Origin of the sequence: Rhodococcus sp. RD6.2 (assembly GCF_001040705.1) — a bacterium.
Taxonomy (GTDB): Bacteria; Actinomycetota; Actinomycetes; order Mycobacteriales; family Mycobacteriaceae; genus Rhodococcus_G.
In genome coordinates, this window is sequence record NZ_CVQP01000013.1 from 69,369 (window position 1) to 81,713 (window position 12,345).

Genomic DNA, 12,345 nt, shown 5'->3' on the forward strand with positions numbered 1-12,345 from the left:
CCGCGGCCTGCTCGTACTCGGTGAGCAGGCGGGCACGCTTGGCCGTCAGGTCGGCCACTCGCTGGGTGAGGGACTCGATCCCGGCTGCGTTGTGTTGGGTTCGGGCTCGTTCGAGTGCGCCGGTGGCGGCGTCGAGGTGCTTGCGGACGGTGGTGCCGCGGCGCAGTGCTTCCTTGCGGGCGGTGTGGGCGTGCGCCCACTGCGCGCGAAGGGTCAGAACGGGGTCGTCGTCGGGTGCTCCCGCATTTCGGCCTCGATCAGTGCTCCCAGCTCGTCCGCCAGCGGATCGTGCCGGTTGCCCGGGGTCGGCTGGTTGTCCTCCAGCCGCTGCTGGATCAGCGACCACGCCAGGACCAGGAACCGTCCCGACTGTCCCGGCCACACCCGGTCGACGATCTTCTCCGCCAGCGGTGTCGGCTCCACCCACGGGGTCTTCCAGCGATCCGGGTTCCGCGATTCGCGTGCCTGCTCGACCAGTCGCACGCTCTCCTGCTCGATCTGCTCCTGTGCCTGCGTGACCCGCTGGTACACCTCGTCGGTCACCTGCGAGTACAGCTCCTCGGTCAGCACCCGCGAGCGTTCCCGCTCCCACGCCTGCCGCATCGACGAGACCACGGTCTCGTAGTCCGGTGTCAGCCCCGGGTTGTCCTGCCGCCACTGGTCCAACAGACCCCCGTGGCCGCCCTCCCCGACTGCTTCCTCCACCATCTGCGTCAGCCGGGCGGCTTCCTGCCAGATCAGGCTCTCGCGCTGCTCCGGTGTCAGGTCGGGGTCCACCCCGACCCACTCGCCCCAGATCCGAGCCACTTCGCTGTGGATCCTCAGATCGGCGTTGCCCTGCTCTTCCATCACTTCCATCCTCCCCGAACGTAAACAGTGCTGATTGATCGTCGTTCTGCCGGGCCATGACCCTCCCCTTGCTGCTCGGCTGCCGCCGATGAATCTGCTGGTGCACCACCGACCCTGGTGAGCGCCCCCGCTGCGGCCGTTCGCGTTGTCGTGCATCGTTCCATGCCTCCTTCGTGTACGTCCGTCAGCGGTCCATGCCGCGGTCGCGGTCGCGACGCGGGTCAGCATCGGGGGCCTGTCGGCCCGGTTCGGTCCGACGCTTCTGGTCGTTGATCCGTTGCCGTGCAGCGTCTTCCGCGGCACGTTCGGATTCGGGGAGCTGCGCCCGGCGGGTCAGCTCGGCCCGGTACTTCTCGAGGCCGGCGCGACCTGCGTCGGTCGGGTTCATCCGCTGCGCGAGCATCGCCTGCCGGATCTTCGACTTCAGCTCGACCGTCGGCATCTGGACGATCTTGTCTGCCTTCGCGATCCTGGCGGTGATCTCGTCGACGGTCCGCGGCCGCGACGCCGGGGTCGGGGGTGCCACGTCGGTCGTCTGCGGTCCGACGACCGCGTCGCCGCGACCAGCCTTGGGCAGCTCATGGTCGAGCTCGCGGCGCGACGCGGGCTGCTGCCGAGTGTCCACCGGGCGGTCGAGGGTCTGGGTCGACGCAGCGGCGCGGGTGACGTGCGGTGCGGGACCATCGCCGGGGACGGTCGGCGCGGACTCGGCGTGTGCACGGGCCACGGTCGATTCGGTGCGGTCGACGGCGCCGCTGAGCTGTTCCACGTCACGTCGAGCGTCCGCGAGCGCGCGCAGGTCGAGTTCCTCGGCCGCGAGCCTGGCGGCCTGGACGTCGGTGGAGGTGACGATGTTCCCGGCACCGCCGGCCTTCTCGATCAGACGCTGCTGGGCGGCGGTGTGGTCCGCCTTCGCGGCTGTTGCGGTGCTCGCGGCTGCGGCGGCGACCATCTCCGCCAGGGCGCGGTCGGCGTCGAGCGAAGCCGCCAGGTCGTGGTCTCCGGCGGCGCGTGCGGCGCGAGCCTGCTCGGCCAGGCGGGCGACGGTGTTCGCGGCGGCCTCGGCCTCGCGGGACTCGTCGATCCATCCGCGATGCGTGTAGGCGGCGTCGGCGGCGTACGGGCGCTGCTCGTCGGCGCGGCGCTGCATGTCGGTGAGCATCGGCAGTGCGGCGGTGAGGTGTTCGGTGGTGCCGTCGAGCGTGGCCTGCCACAGGTCGGCGAGACGTCGCTGTGCCGCGGCGAGGTCGCGGTGCAGGCGGTCGAGGCGCGCGGCCGGGGGCAGCTCGGAGTAGCGGTCCGGGGTCGCCCGAGTGTGCGCGAGCAGCCCGGCGGCCCAGGCGTCGAGGTCGGCGGCGTCGACGGTCTGGTCGAACTCCGCGTCCGGCGGCGGCGGGGGCAGGTCCGGGTCCGGCGGCGCGTCCAGGTCGGTCGGGACCGGGATCTCGGGCTGGACAGTGTGGACCGGCTCTTCGGGGGTGCGGGCCTCCGGTTCGACGCTGCGGACGCTGCGGGTGCGCCAGGGCAGATGTGCGTCGGCGGCCCGCTTCTCGATGATCCAGGCTCCCGCGAGCGAGGCGTCTTCTTCCTCCGTCTCGGGGGAGGTCGGCTCGGCGGCAGCTTCGCCGGGGGTGGCGGCGGTGTGCGCGAGGACCGCTTCGACGCGCCACGGCAGTGCGGTCGCGAGCGCGTGGGCGTCGAGGGCCTCGCCGTCCTGTCCCTCGACGGCGAGGTCGTGGGCCAGGGTGAGCAGGTCGTGGGCTGTCCAGTCGTTCGGATCGGCTGCGTCGATGACGGCGACGAGCTTGTTCCACACCGGATCCGCCGCCAGAGCGTCGGCTCCGCCCGGCCCGAGGATCGCGGACAGGTCAGCGGCCCAGGTGGGGGAGTGGTCCACGGACGCCGTGGCATCGGCGGGCGTGCGCGAGAGTTCCCCGGACAGTCGCCACCACAGCGCGGCGGCCGGCAGGTCGGTCGGCAGCGGGCGGTCCGCGACGGCCCGCCGGACGAGGGCGTGCACGTCGACGCCGGTGCGCCGCGCCGCCGCGAGGCGGTCCGCCAGCTCGGGCCAGAACGGGTCCTTGAGGAGTCGCGGCTCGACGGACTCGGCGAGCGGACGCCAGCGTGATGCGGCGGCGTTCGGATCCCCCAGGACCTCCGCGGCCCTGGTGGCGAGGCGCCGCTGATGGCGCTTGGGTGCGGCGGCGTACTGGTCGGGTCCGGTGGGCCTGCGGTCCGCGTCGTCGACCTCGTGGACGGCACGCCACACCGCGAGGTCGGCCAGGAGATCGCCGTCGTGGCCGATCAGCGGCCGCGCCCAGATCGGGGCGGTCTCGGCTACGTAGTCGGCCGTGGCGGCGCGGACCTGGCTGGCGAGTTCGGAGACCTGGTCGGCGCGGCGGGACAGGTACGGCCCCCACTTGGCGTCGGCGGTGAGAGCGCGGGGGATCGCGGGGAGCCACGGCAGCGGGCCGGTGCCTGCGGAGTGCTGGCCGGTCGGGTCCAGACGCCAGTCGAGGACGGCGGCGACGTCTGCCGCGGTGTCGAGTTCGCGCGACTTGGCTGCGGCCTCGAGGACCTCGACGGGGTCGGTGCCGTCAACGGCAATACGGGCGAGGTGCTTGCGCAGGACCGGGTACGCGGGCTGGTCGGTCAGTCCGGGATGGATCTCGTCGGCGGCGGCGTCGAGGCGGGCGAGGTCCTCCGCGCCGAGGGTGTGTTCGGCGGCGGTGCCGACGGCGTCGTCGTACGCGGCGGCTGCGTGCGCGATGCGGGTCGCGGGGTCGTCGAGCTCGCGGGCGGTGGTGGTGGCGGACTTCTGTGCGCCGTCGCGAGCGAGGATGCCGGTGAAGATGTCGACGGCGGTCGGGGGGAGCAGGGTCTCGCGGTTGATCGCGGCCTCGGGGTCACCGTCGCTGGCGGTGCCGAAGTACAGGTGGTTGCCCTTCTTGCCGCGGGTCATCGCGACGTAGGCGAGCTGTCGGCTCTCACTTCCGGTGGCGACGGTATGGCAGGTGTCGGCGGTGATGCCCTGGGCGCCGTGGATGGTGCGGGCGTAGCCGAGAGTGGTGTGCTCTTCGACGTAGTCGGCGGGCAGGGTCATCGACAGTGCGGACCGGTTGTTGGTGACGGTCAGCGATCCGTCCGGGTGGACTGTGTCGACGGTCCATCGGTCGCCGTTGCGCACGAAGTCGGTGCGGGTCAGGGCGAGGAGTCGGTTGTTGCGTCGGGTGCAGACCGTGTCGCCGGCGGAGCATTCGAGCCCATCGGACAGGGTCACGGTGAGTCCCGCGGCGGGACCGTCTGCGGCGATTCGGTCAGCGCGGGCGCGTTCGTTCAGTCCGCGCACCATGTCCCGGGTGGGGGCGAGGATGACGGCGTCGAGGCCACGCTCTCGATCCGCACGCCATCCCTCGTAGGCGAGTTCCTCGGCCGCGATCTTGTCCGCGACGTGGACGCGTCCCTGGTCGAGGTAGAAGCCGATCGCGGACGGGTCGCCGTTGCGGAGCGCGAGGGTCGCCTCTCGCTCGGCGGCGTCGGCGAAACGGACGACCTGATCGAGGGTGACCGCGCCGGAGGTGGTGGAGATGTCGCGCAGGACACCGCCTGCCGCGACGGACGCGAGCTGCTGATCGTCACCGACGAGGCGGACGCTGCCGCCTCGCTCGAGGACGAAGGCGACGACGGTATCGAGGTCTCCCGTGGATGCCATTCCGGCCTCGTCGACGACGACGAGGGTGTCCGGTCCGATGCTGTGGAACCAGTCGGGCTTGCGGAACGGCTGCTCGGTGACGGTGTGGATGAGCTTGCCCATCGTGTCGGTCGTCGCGCCGAGATCCTTGCGCAGCGCGTCGGCCGCTGCGGCGGTCGGTGCCAGGCCGAGGACGGTGCCGCCGCTGTTCTCCCATGCCCGCGCGAGGGCCGCCATCGCCGTGGTCTTGCCGGTGCCGGCGGGGGCGAGGGCGAGCTGGACGCGAGCGCCGGAGGTCGCCATCTCCCGGACCAGGGCGGTCTGTCCGTTGTTGAGTTCGAAGTCGTTGGCGGCCTGTTCGAGCAGAGCGAGATCGACGTCCATCTCGCTGGCGCGGCGCCCGTCGAGACGTTCGGAGGCGTCGACGATCCGCTGCTCGGCCGCGAGGACCGCTTCCGATGTGTAGAGCTGCGTGCCGGCGGTGGTGTAGACGCTGGAGCCGTCCCTGCGGCGCAGCTCTGCGGGCTCGCCGAGGTCGAAGTCCCGGCGGCCGAGTGCAACGCTCATCTCCGGCGAGGTGGCCGTCGCGACGAGTCGAGCGACTACATCCGGGACCAGGCGTTCGGACAGGTTGGCGGCCCGCACGACGCGCTGGGCCTCGGCGATGACGTGCGCCTCCTGCCACCGCGACTGGTGCTGGGCGACCGTCGCGAGGATCTGCTCCGCGGACTCGATGATCCACTCGTCGGTGACGCGAGTCCGGGTCTTACCGCGCGGCGGGTTGGTGGCCTCGCGGACCATGTCGGACAGTCGATCCTCGCCGCCGAGGACACCCACCGCGGTCTCGCGCCATTGCTGCCGCTGCTCCGAGTGGGAGAGCGGTTCGTGCTTCGCTTCGCGGGTTTCGAGGTTCGCCTGCTGTGCGAGTGCGATCGCCTCGATCGGGGTCGGCTCGCGGCCGTGCTCGCGCTGGAATGCGGTGGCGAGCTCGCCTCGACGGACCTCGATCATCGCTCGGCGTGAGGACCAGACTTCATTGAGATTGGCGTCGACGCCGACGATCTCGCGGACGGGGCGCTTGCTCAGGTCCTCCTGCTCGCGCTCGCTGAATCGGACGCCGAGCCGAGTGCGCATCTCGCCCTCGAGGGCTGTGTTGTAGACCTCCGACGCGGCAACGAACAGCTTGTGCAGGGGCCGTCCGTCGATGGCGAGCCAGCGGCCGGAGTCGGCGGCGCGGACCTTGTTCGACACCGCAACGTGGGTGTGCAGGTTCGGGTCGCCGGCGCGTGAGTCGCGGTGGGTGAACGCGGCGCAGAGCAGTCCATCGGTGTCGACCTGCTGGACGCCGTTGGTGCCGAGTCGGGTGTAGGTGGCGTTCTCCTCGACGAACCGGATCGCCTTCTGCACGGCGGCATGATGGGCTGTCTCGATCGTCTCGGACACCTCGCGAGGGGCGACTGCCCACAGCGTTGAGACCGACTTCACCGGAGTGAAGGTGAGGTCGTATCCGGCGACTGCCGTGGTCTTCTGGCGCGACCCCTTGGCGATGAAGCCGGACAGCTCACCCTCGTCCAGGGGAGCGCGGCCGTACTCCTTGGCGAACAGCTCACGGCCGACCTGGGTGCGGATCGTGGCGCGCACGTCGGCGTCGATCTGCGCGTTCCAAGCTTCTCCGCGAGCGGTGTTGTAGTCGCTGAACCGTTGAGCGACTACCTGCCGGAACTCGGTGGCACCGGCGTAGACGCGGAACGGATTTCCCAGTCGGGTCTCGGCCGTCGCCTGCTTGGCAGCCGCCGCGCTGTCGAGACCGCGGGCGATTCCGTCGGAGATCGCCTTCTCCTCGATCGCGGTGGCGTTCGGGTGCCGGCCTTCGCCGAACAGAGCGCGCATCTGGTCCGACGAGACGACGTCGTCGACCTCGACACCGTCGAGGGAACGCAGCCCTTCGCCCATCCAGCGGCCGGGCGACTCACCCTTCGCGGAGTAGTAGTCCGACAGGGCGGATCGGCCCAACTCCGTGGAGTCCTGCGCAGCGACCTGACGGGTCAGGTACTCGTACCCGTCCCCGGCGGTCAGCTTCTTCGCGGACATCCCCACGAACGAAGAATAGCGCACGTTATCGTTTCGTTACCTTAATGCAAGAGGTGTGTGGTGATTTGGGGGCGCGGAGCGGCCCTGAACTGGGCATTGGTGTCGGATCACTGATCTGGTGTGGATCCTGGATCGGGCGTGCGCGCCGCTGGCCTGGCTGGTGAACTACTTGTGACATGTCGCGTGTCGTTTCACCGCGATAGAGTGGCCTCCAAGACCATCGCCGATCGGGAGGAAGTAGTCATGGGGGAGAACCGGAAGCCGGCCGTCACAGCGCGCCAGAGCGCGCGTGCTCGTGCCGCCGAGAAGATGGCGGAGCGCAAGCAGCGGGAGAAGCTGATCGCAGATGGACTGGAGTCGTTCTTCGCAGCGGACCTGTTGGTGGTCGACGCCGAGAAGGCGCGCGAGGATGCGATCGCAAAGGCGAATGAGGCGTTCGAGGCGGCGACCGCTCGTGCTCATGACGAGAAGGCCGGTCACGCTCGCGTATTGAAGGATCTCGGCCTGACTGACCGTGAGATCGCGGATCTGATCGACCAGCCGGTGAGTGCTGTTCGGGATCTGCTCAAGTCGACGAAGGCCGCACCGGCGCCAGCGAGTGACGAGAAGCCGGCTCCTGTGACACCGGACAGTCAGACTCCGGCTTCGGCCTCCGCGGAGCCTGGAGCCGACACCGACGTTCAGATCGCGTCGTAGACGACCGCGGGCTGATTCGTGCTGTCACCCGGGGACGCGGCTGAGGTAGCTCGGTTCTATCGGTACGTCGTGAAGGGGCCGAGTCCGCGTGACTGCTTCTGGTGGGTCGGCAGCATCGGTGACGACGCGTACGGCCGGTACTGGGTCAAGCGCGATGGTCGGCAGCGGGTTGTTCGTCCGCACCGCTACGCGCTCGCCCTGGCGCTCGGTCGGCCTCTCGCGGACAACGAGTACGCGCTCCACGAAGTGTGCGACAACCCGCTGTGCGTGCGGGCCTGGGGCGAGCCGGGTACTGCGGATCGCCCTCATGTTGTCGTCGGAACGCAGGCACAGAATCTCGCGGGAATGGGCGCGAAGGGTCGCGGCGGCGGGCGCACGCCACCGTGGCATCGCAGCGAGATCGACCGGGCCGGCCGAGTCGCACGGTCACGGCGCGCACGTGACGCGCTGCGCAATGGATGGGACGCCGAGGCGCTGCACAGTGCACTGCTCTCGACGTACGAGCCAACACTGTTCTGACGCAGGTCCGGCTGCTCGGGGTCGACTCTGGGAACCGTTAGGTTTCGAGTCTTCGTCCGGAGCTTCGAGCTGTCGGAATCGTGAACCTGGCAACTGATCTGAGGAAGTGTCAACCCTATGGGCATCAAGCGATCGTCGGTCGAGAGCGAGCTCTACCAGAGGACCAAACACCTGCGGACCTTCACCGACGAAGCACTCGAGCGCGTAGTGGAAGGGGAACCTGTCGAGCGCGATCGACAGGCCCGTGTGGACGTAGCCTTCCCACCCGAAGAGACGGACGACCTCCTGTAGGTTGGACACGTTCGACCGTCGACGCGCACGTTGTCGTGCTCGTTGTTGGGTCGGGCTCGATGCCCGACTCAACAACTTCCAGCCCGCCGGCCGAATAGCGAAGGACCCCCGGAGATACCCGCTCCGGGGGTCCTTCGCTATTGGTTGAGAACCGTTAGGCGTCGGCTGCCTTTGGGAAGTCGACGCCGAGTTCGATGGCCTTCTCGTGTCCGGCCTCGGCGAGGTCGCGAAGGTGATCGGGGTGCAGTCCCGACCTCAGTGCGGTGCTGAGGAGTTCGAGGAGTCGAGGCGGGTTGGCGGGGTGATCGCTGACCGCTTCGTAGGCTGCGTCGAACGCAATTCCGGCGCGGGGTCCGCTACCCCCTACGTAGGCGAAGTACCCGGCGACGGTCAGAACCTCGGAGCGGGCGATTCCGTCGAGCTGGCGGCCGATCGCGGCCAGCACATCGTGTGCGCGGTGAGGCTCGGACAGGGCCAGACCGAGCGCGGCGTCGCGAGCGACGACGTGAAGCGGGAACAGGAGTCCGACCCGGCTCGCGAGTGTGGCGGACGGGGTTCCACTGCCGGTGACGACGTCATGCAGATCCTTGAGGACCATGCGGGCGAACGGTTCGCTTCCCATCTTGAAGGCGACGGTCCGTGCCTTCCGCATGTGGTTGGTTCCGACCGTGACGCCCTGAGCGTATGTGGCACGCAGTGCGTCCCTGCTGGGCTCGACTGCGGTTCCCGTCGCGATCGTGAGTGCGTGGACAGCCGAGGTCGTGGGGTCGGCGCACAGTCCGTCGCGGTCTCGGTCGAGATTCGTCAACGGCTGCCCCGCCTCGATCTTCGGGACGTGAATGGGAAAAGGGTTGTCGATCCCCGCGATGTCGAGTGCCAAGCGGATCGCGTCGAGCGTGCGCAGCGCGTCGCCGACGATCTTGCCCTCGGCGATGGTCACGAGCAGGACGGTGGCCGCCTCGTTCTGGCGGGCGACGTTCACGAAATCCTTGGCGCGACGGTCCCGCTCCGGTGCGGTGTCCGCGACGTCGACTCGCATCACAGCCGCGACCTTGCTGCCCGAGAGAATGAGTCCGACGATCGACTGAGTCGGGTAGAAGCCGAGCAATGCGGGGATCGCTGCGACGAGGTCGGCGGGGGTGCCGATACGAACGGGGTTGCTCACGTGAGATACCTCCTGTCGGGACGGACCGGGGTGGCCCGCCAGTTCTTTTGCCCTTCTGGCATGGAGTATTTGGACCGGCATGAGGGGGCCGGAGTGCCACCCCTGGGACCGAAAAATCTCGGGGGAGCGAAGCGGAGGAGAGAATTTTCGGGGCCGCAGGCCGCGAAGCGCCCAGGGGTTGCGCGGAGGTCACCGCCGGTCAAAATCGGAAGGCAGAAGGGAAAAAGAAAGATCCCTTTTCAGGGCGGAGCGCAGCGGAGCTCCAATCGGCGGTCGACGAAGTCGAGCCTCGGCCGCCTGCGGCCGCAGCAAGACCGACGCCGGCCTACGGAGCGATCCACGGCACGCTCTTCCCGTCGACCGTCGTAGTGGTGGGGCACCCTCGGGTATCGCGGCGCACCGAGGTCGTGCCAGTTGTGGGTCGGGCTCGATGCCCGACCCGACAACTTCACTGCCGCCGGCCGACAGCGAAAGACCCCCGGAGATACCCGCTCCGGGGGTCTTCGTGTTCGGGCTCGCTTGGTCAGTCGATCGCGACCGACTCCGCGAGTTCGTGGCCGGCGATGACCTTCTCGACGTCGGTCAGCTTGTGGCCGTTCGCTGCGAGCAGTTCGAGGTAGTCGACGGCTCCGCGCGGGCGGCTGCGCCACGCATCGTTGACCATGCGGGCTTCCATCGCCGCTACGAGGAGCGCGAACGTGATGACCTGGGCGCGGCTCTCGCTCGCCTGCTCTGCCATCTCTCGCACGCCACCACGCTTGTCGAGGGCCTTGATGCCGAGCAGCTCCGCGACATGCTCGGTGGCGTGGTACTCGGTGACCAGGTGCGGGTCGGAGGCCAGGTTGGTTGCGACCCATACCAATGCACCGGTGGGCGGCTTCGTGCTCGCGAGCAGGGTTGTCAGGAAGGTGCGCCGGACGGTGGTTGCGGCGGCGGCACGTTTGTTCAGCTCACGTACCCGGCGGCGCTCCTGCCGCTGCTGCTCCTTGAACTCCGCCTCCGCCTCGGCGGTCATGGACACAGGCTCTGCTCGCCGCCCCATCTGACGGTTGCGGAGCGCCTTCGCGGTCTCGGACAGGTGCAGGCCGCTGCCGTCGAGGTCGTCCGGATAGAGCAGGTGGAACTCGCGGTCCCAGACCCGTCGGGTCTCGATGGTGTTGGCGTGCCTCAGTCCCTCCTCTGCCTCGAGGTCGGGGTTCTCTGCGGTGTCCCAGTCGATGTCGTCTTCGGCGACTTCGCTGCCGGTCTCGAGGTCGAACCACGATTCGGTGCAGCTCAGTGCGACACCCCAGCGGTCCGGATCTGCTTCGACGGCGTCCAGGCTGATCGGGTTGCCGTCGTCGTCCAGGACCTCCTCGTGAGTGATCGGGTTCCACGAGTACCCGTCCTTGATCGTGAATCCCTTGTCTCGGTAGGGCGCCTCGGCGGCAGCGCGGGCGAGGCGTTCCTCCCGGTCGACGCGGAGCTGTTGTGCCTTGTAGTCGAAGTTGAACGTGCCCGTCCCGAGCAACCTCTCGATGCCGTGAGTGTCGCCCTCGGCCTCGAACTCCGCGATGACGGTCGCCTGATCGAGGGTGAGTTGGTAGTCGTCCATGCTGGTGCGTGCCGCTGCAGACGCGCCGACCTTGGCGAGTGCTTTCACCTTGGATCGGTCGACGCTGGCGTTCTTCGCTACGGCGGTGACCGACAGTCCGAGTTCGAGCATGGCCGCGATACCAGCGGTGCGTTGGCTGTGCGTCAGTGCGGTGCGCTGGTCGTTCGATCGGATCTGCTCGCCGATGCGGGTTGCCTTGTCCGGTTCGGTGTCGGGGTCGCACCGACGGACCACGACCGGAACGACCGGGCAGTGTGCGGCGAGGGCGCCGAGTGTGCGGCGCTGTCCGTCGACGACGACGACGGTCCCGTCGCTGTGGAGGTCGGCCAGGATCGGGTGCATGACGCCGTGGTCCGCGATGGACTGGACGAACTCGGGGTCCTGGTCCAGGTCCACGCTGGTTCGGACGTTGTCGCCGATCACGAGTGTGGCCGGGTCAACCATGAGCAGTTCGAGGGGGTTCTGGTCGTACATGTTTCGTTCTCTCCTACTGTGACTGGCGTGAGTCGGGGCAGGTACCTTCTGCCCCGACTCACTCGGTTCGTCTGACCGGATTACGTCGCGGGATCCCACGGGTTCGGGTGGAGCAGCACGTCGATGTCCTCGTCGATGTCTCCCTCCTCGTCGAGGCTGCGGTCTTCGCGCTCGTACTCGACTTCGTCGCGGCGCATGACGCCGCCCTCGCCGTCCGGCATCCACACCTGCGCGTCGTAGACCACGCCTTCGACCACCAGGTCGTCACCGACCACGTCTTCGACGAAGTCGAACTCCTCGACCTCGGTGAACTGCTGCAACATGGCGACCTCCTGTCGGGACGGACCGGGGTGGCCCGCCAGTTCTTTTGCCCTTCTGGCATGGAGTATTTGGACCGGCATGAGGGGGCCGGAGTGCCACCCCTGGGACCGAAAAATCTCGGGGGAGCGAAGCGGAGGAGAGAATTTTCGGGGCCGCAGGCCGCGAAGCGCCCAGGGGTTGCGCGGAGGTCACCGCCGGTCAAAATCGGAAGGCAGAAGGGAAAAAGAAAGATCCCTTTTCAGGGCGGAGCGCAGCGGAGCTCCAATCGGCGGTCGACGAAGTCGAGCCTCGGCCGCCTGCGGCCGCAGCCCCGACCGACACCGGCCTACGGAGCGCGGGCAACGCCGAAATCGGGCCAGCCGATGAGACCTACCAAGCGTTGACAGTCGTCAACACTCGCCGTCGCCGATCGGGTCACGCAAACGAGAACGTGTCGGGGTCGGGTGAGACGATGCGGGCAGGCAACAACGAAGGGGGAGAGCGATGGCTGGACTGTTCAGTCTCGTCGTGACCGTCGTCGCCGCCTGGCTGTTCGGATCCGGGCTGGCGCGGTTCGCCGGCGTCCTGCTCGTTCTGATCGGACTTGTTCGGATAACCACCGATGACGCGAGTCCGCGGCTGTGGGCGTTCGATGGGATCGGTGTCGTGTTGTGG

General features: G+C 68.8%; 7 protein-coding genes. 2 read left to right on the forward strand and 5 right to left on the reverse strand.

Annotation, left to right across the window (positions count from 1 at the left end; translation table 11 throughout):
* Positions 1-213: 213 nt before the first annotated feature.
* Positions 214-858: a hypothetical protein gene (locus RHCRD62_RS26780; RefSeq protein ID WP_050067532.1), complete on the reverse strand. Its 645-nt coding sequence runs from the start codon at positions 856-858 to the stop codon at positions 214-216.
* 175 nt (positions 859-1,033) lie between these two features.
* Positions 1,034-6,631 (reverse strand): MobF family relaxase, encoded by a 5,598-nt coding sequence (gene mobF / locus RHCRD62_RS25265; RefSeq protein WP_050067533.1) that lies wholly within the window; start codon positions 6,629-6,631, stop codon positions 1,034-1,036.
* A 138-nt stretch (positions 6,632-6,769) separates the two neighbouring features.
* On the opposite strand from mobF, the gene RHCRD62_RS25270 reads away from it, so the two are divergent.
* Together RHCRD62_RS25270 and RHCRD62_RS26135 are read left to right on the forward strand one after the other, a co-directional pair.
* Entirely contained in the window at positions 6,770-7,327 is a 558-nt protein-coding gene (locus RHCRD62_RS25270) for a hypothetical protein (protein ID WP_157051076.1), read from the forward strand.
* Positions 7,328-7,396: 69 nt separating this feature from the next.
* Positions 7,397-7,846, forward strand: coding sequence for a hypothetical protein (locus RHCRD62_RS26135; RefSeq protein ID WP_253277486.1), 450 nt, complete (start codon positions 7,397-7,399; stop codon positions 7,844-7,846).
* 445 nt (positions 7,847-8,291) lie between these two features.
* On the opposite strand, the gene RHCRD62_RS25280 is transcribed toward RHCRD62_RS26135, so the two are convergent.
* From RHCRD62_RS25280 to RHCRD62_RS25290, 3 genes are all read right to left on the reverse strand, one after another.
* Positions 8,292-9,302: a DUF4192 domain-containing protein gene (locus RHCRD62_RS25280; protein WP_050067535.1), complete on the reverse strand. Its 1,011-nt coding sequence runs from the start codon at positions 9,300-9,302 to the stop codon at positions 8,292-8,294.
* 523 nt (positions 9,303-9,825) lie between these two features.
* On the reverse strand, positions 9,826-11,370 hold the full coding sequence (locus tag RHCRD62_RS25285) for a ParB/RepB/Spo0J family partition protein (protein ID WP_050067536.1): 1,545 nt from the start codon (positions 11,368-11,370) through the stop codon (positions 9,826-9,828).
* Positions 11,371-11,450: 80 nt separating this feature from the next.
* Entirely contained in the window at positions 11,451-11,693 is a 243-nt protein-coding gene (locus RHCRD62_RS25290) for a hypothetical protein (RefSeq protein WP_050067537.1), read from the reverse strand.
* Positions 11,694-12,345 lie beyond the last annotated feature (652 nt).

What these genes read in the sequence shown, in the direction of transcription:
- RHCRD62_RS26780 (WP_050067532.1), bottom strand. Translation starts at nt 858, where the DNA reads ATGGAAGTGATGGAAGAGCAGGGCAACGCCGATCTGAGGATCCACAGC.
- mobF (WP_050067533.1), bottom strand. Translation starts at nt 6,631, where the DNA reads ATGTCCGCGAAGAAGCTGACCGCCGGGGACGGGTACGAGTACCTGACC.
- RHCRD62_RS25285 (WP_050067536.1), bottom strand. Translation starts at nt 11,370, where the DNA reads ATGTACGACCAGAACCCCCTCGAACTGCTCATGGTTGACCCGGCCACA.
- RHCRD62_RS25290 (WP_050067537.1), bottom strand. Translation starts at nt 11,693, where the DNA reads ATGTTGCAGCAGTTCACCGAGGTCGAGGAGTTCGACTTCGTCGAAGAC.